The sequence below is a fragment of the Ruegeria sp. CDSB013 genome (assembly GCF_059611165.1).
Genome location: NZ_JBXWPA010000015.1, coordinates 83056 through 102152, shown reverse-complemented (window position 1 = coordinate 102152; position 19097 = coordinate 83056). Strand labels below are relative to the sequence as shown.

The window sequence follows — 19097 nt, the reverse complement described above, 5'->3', positions numbered from 1 at the left end:
TGCTGCAAATGCACCGTTCACACAGCCGTGACTGCCGCAATATCCGACGCGGGCAGGTCTGCCAGCATTTCGGTTACCGTCCGGCCCAGCACCGGATGCCGCCAATCCGGGGCGACGTCCGCCATCGGAACAAGGACGAAAGCACGATCCTGCAGGCGCGGATGTGGAATAATCAGCCGGTCCGGCGCCTTTTGCGTCTGCTCCTGTACTGGCAGGGTCAGCCAGCTGTCAAATTCGGTGCGATCTGGCAGAACCAGATCATCATAGCAGACCAGATCCAGATCCAGCGTTCGCATACCCCATCGCTGCACCCTTTCGCGCCCAAACTGATGCTCAATCTGGTGAAGCAGGTGCAACAAATCGGTCGGCGTCCTGTCCGTTTCGATCAAAGCAGCCGCATTGACGTAGTCAGGCCCGGCACCTGCCGGGAAGCACGGGGTCTCAAAAAAACGGCTGACGGCACGAATCACCACCCCGTGACGCAAGATCGCGTCAAGTGCGCTTTGAAGTGTCACCTTGGGGCCAATACCTCTCAATTTGAGATTTGCGCCCAGCGCGATAACCGCTTTTGACATAGATTTGTACGTTCCATTCACTATATTCGGCGAATTGCATACTTGCGATACGACCGAAATGGCCTAATTATAGAAGATCAGCGCGCCGCCTATTTTTCAAACACCCACTCACGTAACACCACGGCGCTCTGTATTGTACCGGAAGGACCTATTTATGTTCTATAAAGACGAACGGCTAGCGCTGTTCATCGACGGCTCGAATCTTTATGCAGCCGCAAAAGCACTGGGGTTTGACATCGACTACAAATTGCTGCGCCAGGAGTTTATGCGCCGCGGCAAGATGCTTCGGGCTTTTTACTATACGGCGCTATTGGAAAACGATGAGTATTCCCCGATCCGCCCCTTGGTTGACTGGCTGCATTACAACGGCTTCACCATGGTGACAAAACCGGCGAAGGAATACACCGACAGCATGGGGCGTCGGAAAGTCAAAGGTAACATGGATATCGAACTGACGGTCGACGCCATGGAACTGGCACCGCGTGTCGATCATATCGTGTTGTTCTCGGGCGATGGGGATTTCCGCCCGCTGATTGCCAGCTTGCAACGTCAGGGCGTGCGCGTTTCGGTGGTTTCGACCATCCGCAGCCAGCCGCCGATGATCTCGGACGAGCTGCGCCGCCAGGCTGACAACTTCATCGAACTTGAAGACCTGCGCGACGTGATCGGGCGGCCTCCGCGTGAAATGCCCATGGAGCCACGCAGCGTTGCTGCGGGTGGACAGTAAGACCGGGCCACTTACCAAACCCTGGGGAAGAAATTAGCGCGGTCAGGCTGTACCAACCTGACCGCGCTTCTTTAACTAAAAGCAGGTACTGAAACACCTGCTGGCTAGCAGTGATTCATGTCATATCAATGACAATGTCCTGTCTGGACCATAGCCGGGAAAAGACTTACCTGTGGCCTATGGAGACCAAGACATGACCAAGCCGCCCCTTACCCTATACCTCGCCGCGCCGCGCGGGTTCTGCGCCGGTGTCGACCGGGCGATCAAGATCGTTGAAATGGCGCTGCAGAAATGGGGTGCTCCGGTGTATGTGCGGCATGAAATTGTGCACAACAAATTCGTCGTAGATGGTCTGCGCGCCAAGGGGGCCGTTTTTGTCGAAGAGCTGGACGAGTGTCCTAACGACCGACCCGTTATTTTTTCAGCGCATGGCGTACCGAAATCCGTTCCCGCGTCGGCGGCCCAGCGCGAGATGATCTATGTCGATGCCACCTGCCCGCTGGTCTCCAAGGTTCATGTGGAGGCTCAGCGCCATGCTGAGGCCGGATTGCAGATGATCATGATCGGGCACAAGGGCCATCCGGAAACCATCGGCACCATGGGCCAGTTGCCCGACGGCGAAGTGCTGCTGGTTGAAACCGTCGATGACGTGGCCTCGGTTCAGGTACGCAATCCGGAAAAGCTGGCATTTGTCACCCAGACGACGCTTTCGGTGGATGACACCAAGGATATTATCGCAGCCCTCCAAGTCCGGTTCCCGGCCATCGTTGGCCCGCATAAGGAAGACATCTGCTACGCCACCACCAACCGGCAAGAGGCCGTCAAAGCCGTGGCTCCAAAATCGGATGCTTTGCTTGTTGTTGGCGCACCGAACTCTTCGAACTCGCGCCGACTGGTCGAGGTTGCGGCCCGCGCCGGGTGCAACTATGCGCAATTGGTGCAGCGCGCCCACGATATCGACTGGCGGGCGCTGGAAGGCATCTCAACCATCGCCATTACCGCGGGCGCGTCAGCACCCGAAGTGCTGGTGAATGAGGTGATTGACGCTTTCGACACCCACTATGACGTGACGGTTGAACTGGTCGAAACCGCCGTCGAAAATGTCGAATTCAAAGTGCCCCGCGTCCTGAGGCAAACCGCATGAGAGGCGTCCCCAGGGCGCCACTGGTTTTAGCGCTGGCGGGGTTGATCCCGTTCATTTGGGGCGCGCTGACCTCCTTGAACGGCGATTTGCAGGATTGGGGCAGGCAAGAGCTTGGTTCGCGGTTCGTCGGGCCGTATATTCAACTGTTCTACGGCTCGGTGATCTTAAGTTTTATGTCCGGTGTTCTGTGGGGGTTCGCCACCAAGACCTCGGGCAGTAAGGCAGCGACATGCTATGTGCTGTCAGTCCTCCCGGCGCTTTGGGCGTTTTTCATGACCGGCGGTGGACCTGTCGAGGCGGGCATCAACCTGATGTACGGCTTCGCTGGTTTGCTGATGTTGGATGCGATATTTGCATATTGGCGGCTGACCCCAACATGGTGGCTGAGGCTGCGCGTTCTGCTGACAGCCATCGTCCTGATATGCCTTGCCGTAGGAGTGTACCTGTGACCGATCGCAAGACAATTGATGCCTACACCACGCGTGTTGCCGAGTATCTGAGCGTCCCATTGCCGCCCGAACAGATCGAAGCGCGTATGGCCTTTGCCGAAGCGGTTGCGCCGGGTGGCTATGTGCTGGACCTCGGCTCAGGCCCTGGGGCGGATAGCATGTTTTTCCTGCGTGAGGGGCTGCGGGTTCGGGCATTGGATGCGACGCCGACCTTTGTGGAACACGCCCGCGAAAATGGCGTAGATGCGCATGTCGGTACATTTGACGATGTGACCGATACGGCCACGTTTGACGGCATCTATGCCAGCTTTTCGCTGCTGCATGCACCGCGCAAGGATTTCCCGCGCCATTTGGCGGCCATCCACCGGGCATTGAAGCCCGAGGGTATCTTTTTCCTTGGTCTGAAACTGGGAACCGGTGAACACCGTGACGACATTGATCGCTATTACACCTATTTCTCACAGACCGAGATCGAAGAGGCGCTGGCCGAGGCAGGGTTCACAATTGACCGGATTACAACCGGAGTCGGCAAAGGTCTGGCCGGGTCTTATGACGGCTTTATTCTGGTGATCGCCCATGCCTGAGTTGTTTGCCTACTCCGATGGTGCCTGTTCGGGCAATCCTGGCCCGGGCGGCTGGGGCGTGCTGATGCGCGCAATGGACGGCGAAAAAGTCCTGAAAGAACGCGAGCTGAACGGCGGCGAAGCTGAGACCACCAACAATCGCATGGAATTGCTGGCCGCGATCAGCGCGCTGGAAACCCTGGAACGGGCCTCGAAGATCACTGTGGTGACCGACAGCGCCTATGTAAAAAATGGCGTGACCGGCTGGATTTTCGGCTGGAAACGCAACGGCTGGAAGACCTCGAACAAGAAACCGGTCAAGAATGTCGATCTGTGGCAGCGACTGGATGAGGCACAGGCCCGCCATGACGTGACCTGGGAATGGGTCAAAGGCCATGCTGGCCATCCCGAAAACGAAAAAGCCGACGAGCTGGCCCGCGCGGGCATGGCCCCGTTCAAACCAAAAAAGGCGCAAACGTGAGCGGTCTGGCACTGCTCGACTATGCCTCAGTTCTGGTTTTTGCCCTGACAGGCGCATTGGTGGCCAGCCGGGCACAGCTGGATTTGGTTGGCTTCGCCTTTATGGCCTGCCTGACTGCTGTGGGCGGCGGAACCGTCCGCGACCTGCTGCTGGACCGGCATCCGGTGTTCTGGGTCGGCCAGCCAGACTATATCCTGATCGCCACAGCGGCTGCCGTGGTTGTGTTTTTTACTGCTCATTTGGTGGAAAGCCGATACAACTTGCTGGTCTGGCTGGACAGTTTCGCCCTGTCGATTGCCGCAGCAGCAGGTGCTGGCGCAGCCTTGTCGCTGAACCAATCCGGTGTGATCGTTGTGCTGATGGGCGTCACAACGGGCTGCCTTGGCGGCTTAATGCGGGACGTGGTCTGCAACGAAGTGCCACTGGTCCTGAAACAGGGTGAGCTCTATGTCTCTTGCGCGTTTGCCGGGGCTTTTGCCGCTGTGATCGCGACCCGACTTGGTTTCGACGAGCTGGCCACACTGGCCGCATGTGCGTTGATCTGCTGGGCATTGCGGGCGGGATCATTGGTGTTTGGCTGGCGGCTTCCGGTTTACAAAGCACGCCCGCCACGGCAGTAATTGGGTATAAAATGTTCGATCTGCATTTCCTGTGCCACAGATGTGAGAACTGAAATGAATTTCACTTTCCCTATTTTTGTCGCCTCACTGGCTCTTCTGGGTGCTTGTGCAGCGCAATATGACCCTGTCAGCTTCGTTGTGCAGGGGGACGAAATCGTTGCTTCGGGGTCCATTGATCACACGACGCTCGATGCTTTCGAAGAAATCACTGCCTCGAACCCCGGGATTAAAACACTTGTGCTGCAGAACATCGAAGGCTCGGTCGATGATGATGCCAATGTAATTTTCAGCCGCGTTGTCAGGGAAGAAGGGTTCGATACAGTGGTGCCCTCAAACGGCTTGGTCGCCTCTGGTGGCACTGATCTGTTCCTGGCCGGCAATCGACGCACTCTGGAACCTGGCGCATGTGTCGGGGTTCATAGCTGGGGCGGCGGCGGATATGTGGCTGCCAACCTGCCCGAAAACCACCCCGAGCACGATCGCTATCTCGACTATTTCAATGATATTGGTGTCGACCCGGCCTTTTATTGGTTCACGCTTGATGCAGCGTCCGAGGACGAAATGCACTGGATGTCAGCAGAGGAAGCCAATCGCTTCAAAATGGCGACGCGCAATTCGAAATCGTTGGGATCAACAGTGATTTGCGACGAGCGGTAGCCCCGCTCAACGACGCAGATAGGTCTGCCATATCCAGATTACCAGCAGCGCGCCCAGAACCGCGCCTACAAATCCGGACAACCACCCTGCCACGGTGATCAAGGCCCGCAACAGAAATCCGCCAACCAGTGCACCAACGATGCCAATCAACATGGTTGTGGGGATGTTGGCCTCGATCCGCATTAAACGGGTGGCCAGGAACCCTGCGGCGGCTCCGATGACGATCAGGGCGATGACAGGCATGTCACTTCCTCCAATGGGTCGGCACGATGATCAGCGCGCCGACGGATGACACAATAGCGTTCAATCCCGGGGACCCAAAAGCAAGGTTAAACCCGAACATCCTGCCAAACATGATCTGAGCAAAGAAAAACAGAAAGGCACCGCCGATACAAATGATGATAGATTGCAGATAGCCGTTTCGGGTAAACCCGGTTTTTTCCGCAAGGCTTCCAACGACGGCTGCAATCAACACCGTCCCCATCAAAGTCATGTACAAGTCTGTTATTCCTTCTAAATCCGACTTCCCTTGGCCACAGGCCAGCCCCGCAGAAAGGTTTCCTTATCCTGTGCGCCTTTGCCCGCCCGTTGCAGGCGCAACAGATCAACGGCACCCTCGCCGCAAGCTACTGTCAAGGCATCGTCCAGAGCTTCGCCGGGTACGCCCTGCCCCTCGGCCAGACGCGACGCCAGTAGTTTCACGCGGTCTCCGTCAATCTCGGTCCAGGCACCTGGGAACGGGGACAGACCGCGGATCTGCCGGTCCACCTCTGCTGCGGGCCGGGACCAGTCAATCCGTGCCTCTGATTTGTCGATCTTGGCGGCATAGGTCACACCGACCTCGGGCTGCGGCTCGGGCGTCAGATTCGGCAGGTCATGCAAAGCCCCAACGATCAGTTTGGAGCCCATTATCGACAGCCGGTCATGCAACTGGTCGGTGGTTTCCTCGATCCCGATATCGGTTGCTTCGCGCATAAGAACCGGGCCTGTGTCCAGACCGGCCTCCATCTGCATGATGCAGATACCGGTTTGCGCATCGCCGGACATGATGGCGCGATGGATCGGGGCCGCCCCGCGCCAGCGCGGCAACAGGCTGGCATGGATATTCAGACATCCCTGGGCAGGCGCGTCCAGAATGGGCTGCGGTAGGATCAGGCCATAAGCGACCACCACAGCCACATCTGCGTTCAGTGCAGCAAAGGCATCCTGTTCATCTGACGATTTCAGAGACACCGGATGGCGGACAGTCAGGCCTAACGCTTCGGCCCGTGCGTGAACCGGTGTCGGTCGGTCCTTTTTGCCCCGGCCAGCCGGGCGCGGGGGCTGGCAATATACGGCGACGATATCATGCCCAGCTTCGACAAGCGTATCCAGAACCGGAACCGAAAAGTCGGGCGTACCCATGAATACAACGCGCATCTCTACCCCAGCTTTTTGGCTTTGCGCAGCAGCATGTCCCGTTTGACCTTGCTGAGCCGGTCGAAATACATCTTCCCGTTCAGATGATCGATCTGGTGCTGTACGCTTGTGGCCTCGATCCCGACAAAGTCGCGGCGATCCACCATGCCCTGTTCGTTCAGAAACTTGATCGTCACCGCGCGCGGGCGTTTCAACTTGGCCGAGACACCGGGCAGGTTCGGGCTGGCCTCATCATGTTCGCGCAATTCGATTGAGCTGTGCAGGATTTCTGGGTTCGCCAAACGCACAGCCTTACCGCGTTCGACCGAGCCGTCCACCACAGCCAGCCGCAACATGACACCGATCTGCGGTGCGGCAAGGCCAACACCGGGCATCGCCTCCATCGTGTCGATCATGTCGTCCCAAATGGCGTGGATTTCATCGGTGATCTCGGCGACGTCCTCCGCCTTGGTGCGCAGGCGTTTATCGGGCCATGGCAGGCGGGTGCGAGAGGTCATGCGCGGGCCTGCTCGCGCTTTAGTTTCTGCATCTTGCGCGTTATCATCTGACGCTTAAGCGGCTTGAGATAATCGATGAACAGCTTGCCGTTCAGGTGGTCGATCTCATGCTGGACACAGGTCGCCCACAGGCCATCGAATGTGTCCTGCTGCAAGTTGCCATCCCGGTCGATCCACGTGACATCAACAACTTTGGGGCGCGTGACTTCGGCGAATTGATCGGGGATCGACAGGCAGCCTTCCTCGTAGACATTGGTCTCATCGGACGAGGCGATGACCTCGGGGTTGAACATGATCAGCGGACGCGGGGCTTCGCCCTCTTCCTTAACGCAGTCCAACACGATCAACCGATCCAGCACACCGATCTGAGGCGCGGCCAGACCAACGCCAGGCGCGTCATACATCGTCTCCAGCATGTCGTCTGCCAGCTTGCGCAGCTCGTCGCTGATATCTGCCACAGGCGCGCAGACCTTTTTCAGGCGGGGGTCGGGATGGATCAGGATATTGCGTTTCATGGGGTTGATTTAGGCCATCCCGACCCGCGCCGCAACGCCCCCCTTGCACCCGCCGGAATTGTGGCTAGCTTTCGACCGGACAGATGGAGCAGACATGACTTTCAACGACCTGATCGACCGCCGGGGAACCAACAGTTCAAAATGGGATAAGATGGAGCAGCTCTACGGCGTGTCGCCGCAGAATGGGCTGGCCATGTGGACCGCGGATTCCGATTACCCAACAGCACCATGCGTGATAGATGCCGTTCGAAAAGCGGCTGACCATGGGGTCTTTGGGTATTCGTGGATTCACCCGGACTATCTGGCATCGATTCAGTGGTGGATGAAGAACCGCCATAGCTGGGACATCGACACCGATTGGGTGCTGACTTCACAGGGGTTAGGCAATGCGATCGCCCTGTCTCTGGATGTCTGGAGCGAACCCGGCGACGGCGTCGTCATCTTCAGCCCCGTCTACCATGAGTTTGCCCACAAGGTGAACAAATCGGGACGTCGCGTTGTCGAGTGCCCGCTAGTTCGCCAAGGCGAAACCTATGGCCTGGATCTGGACGACGCTCAGTCGCGTCTGGACGGGTCGGAAAAGCTGTTGCTGTGGTGCTCGCCGCAAAACCCCTCGGGCCGGGTGTGGACACCGGATGAACTGCGCGCCGTGGCCGCATTCGCCGAACGTAATGGGTTGATTTTGGTCTCGGATGAGATCCACCACGATCTGGTCTATCCCGGCAATACGTTTGTGCCAATGGATGTCGCCGCGCCGGATGCGCGGCCGTGGACCGTGACGCTGACCGCGGCGTCCAAGACATTTAACATCGCTGGTCAGCGCACCGGTAACATGATCATTCCGGACCCCAAACTGCGCGCGGCCATGCGGCACCGCATTCAGACGTTGGACTATGATCCCAGCGCTTTGGGCGTGGCGATGATAACTGCCGCCTATTCGCCCGAGGGTGCGGCATGGGTTGACCAACAGGTCGCGCATCTGGCGGGCAACTGCCAAGTCTTTGACGCAGCGATCGCCGAGATCCCTGGTCTGTGGTCCATGCCGTTGCAGGCTACTTATCTGGCTTGGGTAGAATTCTCAGGAACCGGCATGCCCCATGAAGAGTTTGTCCGCCGCCTGCGCGAAGATGCCAAAATCGCAACGTCCTCAGGCCCCGGTTTCGGCGCAGGGGGTGAGACCTTCGAACGGTTCAACCTGGCTACTCAGCGTGCGCGGGTCGAAGAGGCATGCGAACGGCTAAAGCGCGCATTTGCTGATTTGCAGTGAAAGAGGCGGCCAACGGCAATGTCGTTGGCCCTGCCCTCAATCCTTGTGCCCAAGTAACGCAATCGGCGCGTCTGGCGCGCGGTAGAAATCCAGCGGAGCCTTGTCGGCAGCGGCCGTGCTGCGCTTGAATTCGTATCGCATTTCGCCTGCTTCATCCTCATCCGCGATGATCAGACATTGGTACAGGTGGTTGGCGCCATCATAGATGTCGACGAGCCCGCGCAGTTGCGGCGTAGTTTCGGCTTCAACCGTAAAGCCATCTTTCCACAATCGAAGAATTTTATAGGAATTGTCGCCAATTTCGACACGCAGGCGGCTGGTTTTCTTCAAACCGGCGATTCGGGCCGCATCCAATTCGGCAGTAATTTCCTTTGAAACATACGTACTCATAAAAATTTCCCCCAACAGAGTACTCTATTGTGAGGCGCAAATTGTAAAAATCCAGTGAACCCGGTCACAGTCAGCGCCGAGAAATCAATTTGTTGCACAGAAATCCCAATCCAACTTGTGCGTGTGCGCAGGCAGATTGCGCGCGTCCTCGCATAGGAACGGCACTTGCGACCGCCTATGTTTGGCTAAATCGCTTTTCGGAGGGCATGAGATGGGCCTGTTGGTCGACGGTAAATGGCACGACACTTGGTATGACACCAAATCTACTGGCGGCGCGTTCAAACGCAGCGCCGCGCAGTTCCGCAACTGGCTGACTACAGATGGCAGCGCCGGACCATCGGGCAAGGGCGGGTTTAACGCTGAATCCGGGCGCTATCATCTTTACGTAAGCCATGCCTGCCCCTGGGCACACCGAACTCTGATCTTCCGGGAACTGAAGGGTTTGACCAGTCACATCTCTGTTTCTGTTGTGCATTCCGACATGCTGGATAAGGGCTGGACCTTTGAGACTGATGGCAATGGGGCAACCGGGGACACTCTCTATGGTCTGGACTTTGCCCACCAGATTTACACCAAGGCCGACACTTCTTATTCGGGCCGGGTCACAGTGCCGATCCTGTGGGACAAGAAACAGCAGACGATCGTTTCGAACGAAAGCTCGGAAATCATCCGCATGCTCAATTCGGCCTTTGACGGGATCACCGGAAATACCGATGATTACTGGCCCGAGACAATGCGGGATGAAATCGAAGAAGTGAACGCGCGCATCTATTCCAACGTCAACAACGGCGTCTACAAGTCAGGCTTTGCCACCAGCCAACAGGCCTATGACGCCGCCGTGGATCCGCTGTTTGAAACACTGGACTGGCTGGAAGACCGTTTGACTTCAAACCGTTATCTGATGGGTGATCGCATGACCGAGGCTGACTGGCGGTTGTTCACGACGCTGATCCGGTTCGATCCCGTCTATCATCTGCATTTCAAATGCAATCGGCGGCGGCTGATCGATTATCCGAATCTTTGGGCTTATACGCGCGAGTTGTATCAATGGCCGGGCGTCGCTTCGACGGTGAACATGCATCACATCGTGCGCCACTATCACTATAGCCACGAAAGCATCAACCCGCATCGGATCATCCCGACCAACCCGGTTTTGGACTACATGGAACCGCACGGGCGCGGTCAGCGGCCCGCCGCGTAATGCTCGACCATCGCCGCCAGATCTTCTGGCGGCGTGCCGCTTTGCACATAAGCGCACGCATTTGGGCTGTGGGCAAAAATCGATCCGTCTGAAAAAAAGGTGGTGTTGGTGACAAAGATCACCCGCGCCTCGGGGCGGCGATAGCTGGCGAAATCAGCCACTGCCAACGCGCTGCCATTTTCCAGCACCAGATCCAGCACGATGATATCGAAATCCGTGCCGTACAGCGCAAGGATCGCAGCCTCTTGCCCGGCAACAAGCGTCACTTCGGCGCCTTGCCGTTCCAGATGTCTTTTCCAGACCCGACCAAGGTCGGGGTTACTCTCAACAATCAGTACATTCATTTGCAACAACCTCGGCACTTGGTAGAGTGTGCGGTGCCGACCCCCGTGGTTTGTGATCACGCTTATTCCTTAACAAAGTGTTAATGGTGCCGGTCATCCGGGCCGATCACGCGGATTTGCTTGTGTAAGCGGCGAAAATCCGCTTGAAGCACAACAAACGCGCAATTCCGGCGAGAACATCGATGGCAAGCCCAAACGCAGATTTGAACCCCCGTGCCGCGCGCGACCATGGCGGCGGACTGGACGGTGCTATCGCCCGGTTCGGCGGGGCACGCGACAACTGGCTGGACCTGTCCACCGGCATCAACCCACACCCGTATCCGGTGTCGGGACTGACCCCATCGGATTGGGCCGCGCTGCCGGATCACGGTGCGTTCGAACGGCTGTCTGCCGCAGCACGCCAGTTCTGGTCCGTTCCCAAAGGTGCAGCGATTCTGCCCGCGCCCGGCGCTTCAGCAGTAATCGCCCGCATGCCTGCACTTGCTGCGACGGGTCGGGTTCAGATCACAGCACCTACCTACAACGAACACGCGGCAGCTTTCTCCGCGCAGGGTTGGACAGTTCAGTCGAACGGCCCAGCCGAGGCGCGCGTCCTTGTGCACCCGAATAATCCGGATGGACGTATCTGGACCGTAGAGGACGCCGATGCCCCGCTGACCGTGATTGATGAGAGTTTTTGTGACGTTTGCCCTGACGCATCCCTAATTCATCTGGCCGAGCAGCCCGGTGTGATCGTGTTGAAAAGTTTCGGCAAGTTCTGGGGTTTGGCCGGGTTACGACTGGGATTTGCGATTGGCCGCCCTGACCTGATCTCAAAGCTGAACGATCTGACCGGGCCGTGGTCCGTCTCGGGCCCTGCCCTTCGGATCGGGGAACAGGCGCTGCAGGACATAGACTGGGCCAAGGCGACCCGTCAGCAATTGGCGGATGCGGCAGATCGGCTGGACGGGTTCGTTACGGGCAAAGGTGCAGAACTGGTCGGCGGCACCACATTGTTCCGCCTTTATGACGTCGACGATGCCGCCGCTTGGCAGGCCAAACTGGCCCGCGCCCATATCTGGAGCCGTATATTCCCCTACTCAAACACCTATCTGCGCCTTGGCTTACCGCCCGCAGACGGGTGGAGCCGGCTTGAGGCCGCGTTGTGAGCACAGCTTTCCTGCTGGTTTGCGCCATGTGTCTGGACGCGGCGCTAGGAGAGCCAGATTGGCTCTGGTCGCGCATTCGTCATCCGGCAGTGATGATCGGCACCGCCATCGGCTGGCTGGATCAGCGTCTGAACCACGGAACGAATAGACGCCTGAAAGGCGTGGCCATCGTGGTGCTGCTGATCTTTGGCGCAGTGACTCTGGGCCGCGCGCTGACCGTGTTTGGGCCAGTGATCGAGATCATCCTTGCCGCAATTCTGCTGGCACAGAAGTCACTGGTGACCCATGTCCGCGACGTGGGCGAAGGGTTGCGCGCCTCGTTGGTCGACGGGCGCGCCAAGGTTGCCATGATTGTTTCGCGCGATACGCGGGATATGACTGAAGCGCAGGTCGCCCGATCAGCGATTGAGAGCGCCGCTGAAAACCTCAGCGACGGAGTAATTGCGCCCGCGTTTTGGTTTCTGGTTGCGGGCCTGCCTGGATTGCTGATCTACAAGGCGGTCAACACCGCCGATAGCATGATCGGCTACCGATCAGAAAAGTACCGCGATTTCGGCTGGGCCGCTGCGCGTCTAGACGATGTGTTGAACCTTATTCCCGCCCGTCTGACCTGCGTGATGATCGTGGCGTACTCCGGCCAATGGGCGCGCTGGCCCGAAATGGTCGCGGATGCGCGCCGCCATATCTCACCCAACGCAGGCTGGCCCGAGGCCGCCATGGCGCGCGCCTTAAACGTCGCCCTAGCCGGGCCACGCAGCTATGATGGTCAGGTCCGCGATCTGGCCTGGGTCAACGGTGATGCGTCACGTAACATCGGCGCGCCGGAGATTTTCCGCGCATGTGACATGCTTTGGCGGGTTTGGGGGCTTGCACTGGGCCTCGTGTCGGTGTGGGTTGGGGCAAATTTCATTTTCTGAGGGACCTAAAAATGCGTTTTCTCTCCGGCATCATTGCCGCCACCCTGCTCGCCTCTCCCGCCCTGGCCCAATGTGGCGGCGGGTTCAATTCCTTTGTGAAGGGTCTGAAGGCCGAGGCCGTTCAGCAAGGGTTCGACAAATCCACCGTGAACAGCTTTTTCAAAGGTGTTCAGCAGGACAGCGCGGTTCTAAAGGCGGATCGGGCGCAAGGCGTATTCCAAATACCGTTCATCGATTTTTCACGCCGCCTGATCTCGCAGAACCGGATAGATCGCGGCAAATCCATGTCTCGCAAATACGATGCGGTGTTCGACCGGATAGAGCGGGAATATGGCGTGTCGCGCGGTGTACTGCTGGCATTCTGGGCGTTCGAGACCGACTATGGCGCGGTACAAGGTGACTTCAACACCCGCAACGCTCTGGTCACTCTGGCGCATGACTGCCGCCGCCCTAAGCTGTTCCGCCCACAGGTTTTTGCTGCCATCGAACTCTACAGCCAAGGGGATTTTGACCCCAACCGCACGACCGGTGCCTGGGCAGGTGAGATCGGCATGGTGCAAATGCTGCCCCGCGACATTCTGGAAAATGGCGTGGACGGGGATGGCAACGGCAAGGTCTCGTTAAAAACCTCGGCCCCGGATGCGCTGATGTCGGGCGGCAAGATGCTGTCGCATCTGGGCTGGCGTCCGGGTGAACCATGGCTGCAGGAGGTGACTGTTCCCGCCCAGATGGACTGGTCCCTGTCCGGACCCGGCAAGTCGCGGTCCGTATCAGAGTGGCAGGCGATGGGCGTTCAGGCGCGCAGCGGATCATTGGCCAACCTGCCCGCATCGCTGATCCTGCCGCAGGGTCGCAACGGCCCCGCATTTTTGGCCTATCCAAACTTTGACGTCTATTTCGAATGGAACCAGAGCTTTGTTTATGTCCTGACTGCCGCCTATTTCGGCACGCGGTTGGAGGGAGGGCAAATCTACGACGCAGGTTCCCCGCCACAAGGCCTGTCGGGTGCGCAGATGAAGCAGCTGCAGACAAAATTACAAGCGCGTGGGCATGATGTCGGCAAAATAGACGGCATCCTCGGTGCAGGAACGCGCGCAGCTGTTCAGGCGGAACAAGCCCGACTGGGGCTACCAGCAGATGCGTGGCCGACGGCAGAGTTGTTGAACAGCCTCTGACGCAACGCTCAAATGTCGGCCGGGGCGTATTTGCGCCCCGCCGACTTATGTCTCGTCAAATACCGGTCGCGGCGCACCATTTTCGTCCAACGCAACAAATACGAAATCCGCATCCGTGACCTTTTGCGCCTTTTCCGAATACCTCGGGCGAGCCCATGCATCCACGTGAATGCGCATCGATGTGCGCCCAACTTTCAACAGCGTCGCATAAAGTGTGACTTCATCCCCTACCTTAACCGGACGCAGGAATTGCATCGCCTCAACCGACACAGTCGCACCACGCCCTTGCGAAACCCGCCCGGCCATGTTTCCGGCAGCTAAATCCATCTGCGACATCAGCCACCCGCCAAAAATATCCCCTGAAGGGTTCGTGTCTGCCGGCATCGCGATACTTCGGATCACCAGCACACCATCGTCCTGCTGACGCCCATGAGAGCTGCGTTGTTTTCCAAGAGCCAGTGTGTCTTTGGATGCTTCGCTCACTTACTTTTCCTTTTTTGGCCACCGCGGTCTGCGCACCTCTGTCGCCCCATGATCTTATTGCATGCCCAGGCAATCACAAACACAATGCCAGATGCTGTTTTGAATGCGCTGGGAAGTCTGCCGAATTACTCGGGCCGGACCGGGTATCGGTTGCCTTTCTCGTCAATCAAAACCAAACGCTTACCGCTGCGTACATAGAGATCACAGCGGCTGAATCCGTTTCGATAGGCAATGCAGACGCTGCCGTCATCGGCGATGGAATATGTCCCGAACGCGGATTCCCCGCTGGCGTAGGTAAAGGAATAGGCCCCACCAGCAGAAAACTTGGACTGTCCGTCGTCATAGAAGGTCAGCGTTCGCCCCGCCAGGGCATCCAGATCGGCAGATGAAAGCGGGACATCTCCGGGTTTTGTTGGCCATTCCGCCGCCACAACCGGGCTGGCAGTCAACAGGGCAAGGATCAGATATCGGGTCATACGGCCACCTTAACCCGCCACCGGGCGATTGGGGCATAACGTTGCAGTGAACGATCAGGCGACCATCTGTTCGGCCTTTTTCAGATCGACCGAAACCAATTGACTGACGCCCTGTTCCTGCATGGTCACGCCAAACAACCGATCCATCCGCGCCATGGTCACCGCGTGGTGGGTGATGATCAGGAACCGAGTGTCCGTCTGGCGGCACATTTCGTCCAGCAAATCACAGAAACGGGTGACGTTGGCGTCATCCAGCGGCGCGTCGACCTCATCCAGCACACAGATCGGCGCGGGGTTGGCGAGGAAGACGCCAAAGATCAGCGCCGTGGCGGTCAGGGTCTGTTCACCGCCCGACAACAGGCTAAGCGTCGACAGCTTCTTGCCTGGCGGTTGGCACATAATTTCCAGTCCGGCATCCAGCGGATCATCGCTTTCAACCATGACCAGATTGGCCTCGCCACCGCCGAACAGATGCTTGAACAACATGGCGAAGTTAGAATTCACCTGTTCGAACGCAGTCAGCAGACGCTCACGACCCTCGCGGTTAAGACTGGCGATGCCGCTGCGCAGGGCCTTGATCGCCTCTTCCAGATCGGCCTTTTCGCTGTTCAGTGTGTCAAACTCTTCCTGAACTTCTTTGCTGTCTTCTTCGGCGCGCAGGTTCACCGCACCCATTGCGTCTCGTTGACGCTTGTGGCGGTTCACTTCGGCCTCCAGCGCGTCGGCGGCAGGCATCTGGTCGGGGTTCACATCCAGTTGGTTCAGCAACTGGTTCGGCGTCAGCTGCTGGTCTTCAGCGATCCGCTCAGCGGCGGCCACGACGCCTTCCTTGGCTGCGTCACAGCGCGCCTCGGCCGCCGCGCGGGATTCGCGGGCTTCCGACGCCAAACGTTCAGCCTCACGCTCGGCCAACACAACCTCGCGCTGCTGCGTTTCAGCCTCGGCAAGCTTGTCGGCGGCCTCGGCGCGCCGGGCCTCGGCTGTTTCGATCAACTCGTTCAGTTCTTCACGCGCCTCGGCGATCTCACCCGGGGCGGCCATCGCCTCAGACAGTTCCCCCTCAGAGCTTTCCTTGCGCTCGACCAATTCCGAGATACGTTTTTCTGCTGACTCCAACCGGTGCCGCCACCCACTGAGGTCCTTTGTCACTTCTTGAGCCCGCCGCGTCCGCGCCTCGCCTTCGCGGCGCAGCTCATCATGGGATGAACGATGGGTCAGCATGGTGATCCTTGCGGCCTCAACCGTTTGCTTGATGTCCTCGACCTGCGCACGCGCGCTATCGACATCACCCAGGCCATCCAGCGCTCCCTCGGCCTCGCGCAGTTGCGCGCGGGCTGACATGGCATCTTCCTTGTGCCGGTCAACAGCAAGGGCGAGAGTTTCCAGCTTACCCTGCGCCAGATTGCGGTCGGCCTCGGCCCGGCTCAGCTGACGCGCGGTTTCCGCCATCCGCTGGTCGGCTGCTCGGCGGGCTTCGCGGGCCCGGCGGTCTGCTTCGGTGACGTCCGCCAATTGCTGCGACAGCGCTTCATGCGCGGCGCGGGCACCATCAGCCTGCGCTTCGGCGCGGGTAAGTTCCTGTTTCAGAGCTTCAAGCTTGTTGAGCTGCTCCAACCGCAAGGCTGCAGCGCTTGGCGCATCCTCGGCCCATGCCCGAAATCCATCCCAACGCCACAAGTCACCTGAACGGGACACCAGACGCTGCCCCGGCTTCAATGAGGCTTGCAGCTGCGCGCCCTGATCCGCATCAACCAACCCGATCTGAGCGATCCGGCGGCTCAGACGGTCTGGGCCCGAGACATGCAGCGCCAATGGTTCGGCCCCGTCGGGCAAGGGCTGATCTGCATCATAGCCCGAAACTTGTACCCAGCCCGACGGTCCGTCGGCGTCGACCAACGGTGTACGCAGGTCGTCAGCCAGTGCCGCCCCCAGCGCCTTTTCATAACCGGGCTCGACCCGCAGCAGATCCAGAACCTGCCCGCCTTCGGCCGTATCCCGTTCGACCAGTTTGGCGAGGGCCGATGTCTCAGCGCGGATTGCACCCAATTCACCCTCTGCCTCGGATCGCTGAGCGCGCGCCTCGGCCTCGCGCGCCTGCGTTTCGTTGCGCAATTCATCTGCCGCAGCCAGCGCTTCTTCGGCGGCCTCTGCAGCCTCGCGCGCTTCTTCCTCGCCTTCCTGCGCTTGTTCGTATGCTTCGCTGGCGCGGGTCAAAGCATCTCGGGCTTCGTCTACTGCACCACGGGCTTTCTCTTCCTCACCCTCGGACCGGGCCAGTGTCTTACGGCTGTCTTCGACCAATCGTTGCGCCGACTGGTGACGGGCTACAAGACGCGCCATATCCTCGGTTTCCTGCGACAAGTGATCTTCACGATCCTGCAGCACAGATGCGGCTTCGCGCGCGATCTCGGCGGCCTTAGCCACTTTGTCGTCATGCCCTTCTGCCGCTTTGGCCAGTTCGCGTGCTTCCCATTCCAGACGCTCGATCATCTGGCCCGCGTCCCGGTTCAGGCCGGTTTCGCGTTCGATATCGTTGGCCAACTGCTGAATTCGGTTGGCCAGCGTCTCGATCGTCTGACACGCGCGGGTTTCTTGATCAGCCAGCTGATCACGCTGCACCTGCTGACGTTGCAAGACGGCGGCGGCGATTGCCTCCTCCTCGCGCAACGGTGGCAGAGTTTCCTCGATTTCAGACCGCTTGGTACTGGCGGCGCGCGCTTCGGCCTCGGCACGGGAAGCTTCGGTGATCCGCTCGCGCAAGACGTCTTCGGCTTGCTGGCGGGCCATGTCGGCCTCTTTCCAGCGTCGATAGAGCAGCATGCCCTCGGCCTGCCTTAGCTGCTCGCCAATCTCGCGGTACCGCGCCGCCTGACGCGCCTGACGCGCAAGCTGCGCTAATTGGGTGCCCAGTTGCTCCAGCACGTCATCGACACGGGTCAGGTTGGATTCGGTGCCCTTCAGCTTAAGCTCCGCCTCGTGGCGGCGCTGATAAAGGCCCGAAATACCCGCCGCCTCTTCCAGAATGCGGCGGCGTGCACGGGGCTTGGCGTTGATCAACTCGGCAATGCGGTTCTGCCCCACCAGCGCCGGTGAATGCGCACCGGTCGAGGCGTCAGCGAACAGCATCTGCACGTCACGCGCCCGCACGTCCTTACCATTGGTTTTGTAGGCGCTGCCCACATCACGCGTAATGCGGCGAACGATTTCCAATTGGTCGCTGTCATTGAACCCCGAGGGCGCCAACCGCTCCGAGTTATCCATTGTCAGGACAACTTCGGCAAAATTGCGTGCCGGACGCGTCGCGGCCCCGGCAAAGATCACATCTTCCATCGCGCCACCGCGCATGGATTTGGGGCGATTTTCACCCATCACCCAACGCAACGCTTCCAGAAGATTGGACTTGCCGCAGCCATTTGGGCCCACCACACCGGTCAACCCATCCGCGATGATCAGATCGGTCGGGTCAACAAAGCTTTTGAAGCCGGTGAGTTTGAGTTTGCTGAAACGCAAAGGCCGCTCGTCCCATGATTCCTATATCTGGAAGTCTGCGCAACCCATTGGGGGTGAGTCAACGGAGTAACGCAGGATATGGGATTTCATGCCAAGTTATCCACAATATCTTGCCAAAATACGCAAAAAAGCGCGTATCTCAGTAAGGAGCACACTCAAAAACCTGATAGCCATAGTCTTCGTAGTAGCCATAGTCGGAACATTCATAGGGACCGCGAAGAAGGCTGCCGAAAATCAGCTTTTTCCCAAGTTCCCGGTCGCAACCCAGAATGCCCACAGTGACCGCAGCGTCGCCCAGAACATCCAGCAACGGGCAACCCGACACCTGTGCCATAGCCAGTGCGGCCCGGTCGCGTACGGGGCCAAGGCGCGGAGCATATTGAGAATTGATGCGTACAGCCTCAGCCAGTTGATCGCGGATCCGCACGTCAAATACACTGCCGTTCACCGCCACACGGGTCGCAGGCACATCGCGAAAGTGGGGCGTGCCGGCCGAGCAAGCGGCCAGCACTAGGAGGGACAGATACCGGATCATACCC

Annotated in this window: 24 protein-coding genes; 12 read left to right on the top strand and 12 right to left on the bottom strand. The window is 58.9% G+C overall.

Translation table 11 applies throughout. The features are described 5' to 3' along the window. Nucleotides 1-17 precede the first annotated feature (17 nt). Nucleotides 18-575 carry a 2-amino-4-hydroxy-6-hydroxymethyldihydropteridine diphosphokinase gene (gene folK, locus AC2FJF_RS21160; RefSeq protein WP_496727059.1) on the bottom strand — a complete coding sequence of 186 codons (558 nt, stop codon included), beginning with the start codon at nt 573-575 and terminating at the stop codon, nt 18-20. 154 nt (nt 576-729) lie between these two features. Here folK and AC2FJF_RS21155 point away from each other — a divergent pair, with 154 nt between their 5' ends. From AC2FJF_RS21155 to AC2FJF_RS21125, 7 genes are all read left to right on the top strand, one after another. Continuing rightward, the gene (locus tag AC2FJF_RS21155) at nt 730-1302 is read left to right on the top strand and encodes a LabA-like NYN domain-containing protein (RefSeq protein WP_058278950.1); all 573 of its coding nucleotides are present in this window, start codon (nt 730-732) and stop codon (nt 1300-1302) included. A 193-nt stretch (nt 1303-1495) separates the two neighbouring features. After that, the gene (gene ispH / locus AC2FJF_RS21150) at nt 1496-2446 is read left to right on the top strand and encodes a 4-hydroxy-3-methylbut-2-enyl diphosphate reductase (RefSeq protein WP_496723282.1); all 951 of its coding nucleotides are present in this window, start codon (nt 1496-1498) and stop codon (nt 2444-2446) included. Then, on the top strand, nt 2443-2895 hold the full coding sequence (locus AC2FJF_RS21145) for a DUF3429 domain-containing protein (RefSeq protein ID WP_496723284.1): 453 nt from the start codon (nt 2443-2445) through the stop codon (nt 2893-2895). Before ispH ends, AC2FJF_RS21145 begins: the two co-directional genes overlap by 4 nt. After that, on the top strand, nt 2892-3479 hold the full coding sequence (locus tag AC2FJF_RS21140) for a class I SAM-dependent methyltransferase (RefSeq protein ID WP_496727058.1): 588 nt from the start codon (nt 2892-2894) through the stop codon (nt 3477-3479). The genes AC2FJF_RS21145 and AC2FJF_RS21140 overlap by 4 nt, the downstream gene beginning before the upstream one ends. Then, nucleotides 3472-3939 carry a ribonuclease HI gene (gene rnhA, locus AC2FJF_RS21135; RefSeq protein WP_496727057.1) on the top strand — a complete coding sequence of 156 codons (468 nt, stop codon included), beginning with the start codon at nt 3472-3474 and terminating at the stop codon, nt 3937-3939. Before AC2FJF_RS21140 ends, rnhA begins: the two co-directional genes overlap by 8 nt. Beyond that, nucleotides 3936-4559 carry a trimeric intracellular cation channel family protein gene (locus tag AC2FJF_RS21130; RefSeq protein WP_058273289.1) on the top strand — a complete coding sequence of 208 codons (624 nt, stop codon included), beginning with the start codon at nt 3936-3938 and terminating at the stop codon, nt 4557-4559. Before rnhA ends, AC2FJF_RS21130 begins: the two co-directional genes overlap by 4 nt. A 54-nt stretch (nt 4560-4613) precedes the next feature. Then, on the top strand, nt 4614-5216 hold the full coding sequence (locus AC2FJF_RS21125; RefSeq protein ID WP_496727056.1) for a COG3904 family protein: 603 nt from the start codon (nt 4614-4616) through the stop codon (nt 5214-5216). Between the two features lie 6 nt (nt 5217-5222). On the opposite strand, the gene AC2FJF_RS21120 is transcribed toward AC2FJF_RS21125, so the two are convergent. The 5 genes from AC2FJF_RS21120 to def (AC2FJF_RS21100) are packed head-to-tail and all read right to left on the bottom strand — an operon-like array spanning nt 5223 to nt 7647. After that, nucleotides 5223-5459 carry a GlsB/YeaQ/YmgE family stress response membrane protein gene (locus AC2FJF_RS21120; RefSeq protein ID WP_058273291.1) on the bottom strand — a complete coding sequence of 79 codons (237 nt, stop codon included), beginning with the start codon at nt 5457-5459 and terminating at the stop codon, nt 5223-5225. A 1-nt stretch (nt 5460) separates the two neighbouring features. After that, nucleotides 5461-5715 carry a hypothetical protein gene (locus tag AC2FJF_RS21115; RefSeq protein ID WP_058278955.1) on the bottom strand — a complete coding sequence of 85 codons (255 nt, stop codon included), beginning with the start codon at nt 5713-5715 and terminating at the stop codon, nt 5461-5463. A 14-nt stretch (nt 5716-5729) separates the two neighbouring features. Next, complete coding sequence (gene fmt, locus AC2FJF_RS21110) at nt 5730-6635, bottom strand: methionyl-tRNA formyltransferase (RefSeq protein ID WP_496727054.1); 906 nt, start codon at nt 6633-6635, stop codon at nt 5730-5732. Between the two features lie 2 nt (nt 6636-6637). Continuing rightward, nucleotides 6638-7132, bottom strand: coding sequence for a peptide deformylase (gene def, locus AC2FJF_RS21105; protein ID WP_496727053.1), 495 nt, complete (start codon nt 7130-7132; stop codon nt 6638-6640). Further along, a complete protein-coding gene (gene def, locus AC2FJF_RS21100; RefSeq protein ID WP_496727052.1) occupies nt 7129-7647 on the bottom strand; it encodes a peptide deformylase in 519 nt (172 codons plus the stop codon). Before def (AC2FJF_RS21100) ends, def (AC2FJF_RS21105) begins: the two co-directional genes overlap by 4 nt. Nucleotides 7648-7741: 94 nt before the next feature. Between def (AC2FJF_RS21100) and AC2FJF_RS21095 the strand changes: the two genes are divergently transcribed. Further along, nucleotides 7742-8914, top strand: coding sequence for a MalY/PatB family protein (locus AC2FJF_RS21095; protein WP_496727051.1), 1173 nt, complete (start codon nt 7742-7744; stop codon nt 8912-8914). A 36-nt stretch (nt 8915-8950) separates the two neighbouring features. On the opposite strand, the gene AC2FJF_RS21090 is transcribed toward AC2FJF_RS21095, so the two are convergent. After that, on the bottom strand, nt 8951-9304 hold the full coding sequence (locus tag AC2FJF_RS21090) for a hypothetical protein (protein ID WP_496727050.1): 354 nt from the start codon (nt 9302-9304) through the stop codon (nt 8951-8953). Nucleotides 9305-9515: 211 nt separating this feature from the next. On the opposite strand from AC2FJF_RS21090, the gene AC2FJF_RS21085 reads away from it, so the two are divergent. Beyond that, on the top strand, nt 9516-10505 hold the full coding sequence (locus AC2FJF_RS21085; protein WP_496727093.1) for a glutathione S-transferase family protein: 990 nt from the start codon (nt 9516-9518) through the stop codon (nt 10503-10505). Here the strand turns inward: AC2FJF_RS21085 and AC2FJF_RS21080 are convergent. Beyond that, a complete protein-coding gene (locus tag AC2FJF_RS21080; RefSeq protein ID WP_108861296.1) occupies nt 10487-10849 on the bottom strand; it encodes a response regulator transcription factor in 363 nt (120 codons plus the stop codon). The two genes, AC2FJF_RS21085 and AC2FJF_RS21080, sit on opposite strands and share 19 nt — an antisense overlap. Nucleotides 10850-11031: 182 nt before the next feature. Here AC2FJF_RS21080 and AC2FJF_RS21075 point away from each other — a divergent pair, with 182 nt between their 5' ends. Genes AC2FJF_RS21075 through AC2FJF_RS21065 form a run of 3 tightly spaced genes read left to right on the top strand, consistent with a single transcriptional unit; the run spans nt 11032 to nt 14089 of the window. Continuing rightward, nucleotides 11032-11997 carry a threonine-phosphate decarboxylase gene (locus tag AC2FJF_RS21075; RefSeq protein ID WP_496727048.1) on the top strand — a complete coding sequence of 322 codons (966 nt, stop codon included), beginning with the start codon at nt 11032-11034 and terminating at the stop codon, nt 11995-11997. Continuing rightward, nucleotides 11994-12914, top strand: coding sequence for an adenosylcobinamide-phosphate synthase CbiB (gene cbiB / locus AC2FJF_RS21070; protein ID WP_496727047.1), 921 nt, complete (start codon nt 11994-11996; stop codon nt 12912-12914). Before AC2FJF_RS21075 ends, cbiB begins: the two co-directional genes overlap by 4 nt. Nucleotides 12915-12925: 11 nt before the next feature. Further along, entirely contained in the window at nt 12926-14089 is a 1164-nt protein-coding gene (locus AC2FJF_RS21065) for a lytic murein transglycosylase (protein WP_496727046.1), read from the top strand. Nucleotides 14090-14134: 45 nt separating this feature from the next. Here AC2FJF_RS21065 and AC2FJF_RS21060 read toward each other — a convergent pair whose 3' ends face one another. From AC2FJF_RS21060 to AC2FJF_RS21045, 4 genes are all read right to left on the bottom strand, one after another. Further along, the gene (locus AC2FJF_RS21060; protein WP_113791500.1) at nt 14135-14473 is read right to left on the bottom strand and encodes an acyl-CoA thioesterase; all 339 of its coding nucleotides are present in this window, start codon (nt 14471-14473) and stop codon (nt 14135-14137) included. A 224-nt stretch (nt 14474-14697) separates the two neighbouring features. After that, nucleotides 14698-15048: a hypothetical protein gene (locus tag AC2FJF_RS21055; RefSeq protein WP_496727045.1), complete on the bottom strand. Its 351-nt coding sequence runs from the start codon at nt 15046-15048 to the stop codon at nt 14698-14700. A 54-nt stretch (nt 15049-15102) separates the two neighbouring features. After that, nucleotides 15103-18558 carry a chromosome segregation SMC family protein gene (locus AC2FJF_RS21050; RefSeq protein ID WP_496727044.1) on the bottom strand — a complete coding sequence of 1152 codons (3456 nt, stop codon included), beginning with the start codon at nt 18556-18558 and terminating at the stop codon, nt 15103-15105. Nucleotides 18559-18697: 139 nt separating this feature from the next. Then, nucleotides 18698-19093: a hypothetical protein gene (locus AC2FJF_RS21045; RefSeq protein WP_496727043.1), complete on the bottom strand. Its 396-nt coding sequence runs from the start codon at nt 19091-19093 to the stop codon at nt 18698-18700. Nucleotides 19094-19097: the final 4 nt, after the last annotated feature.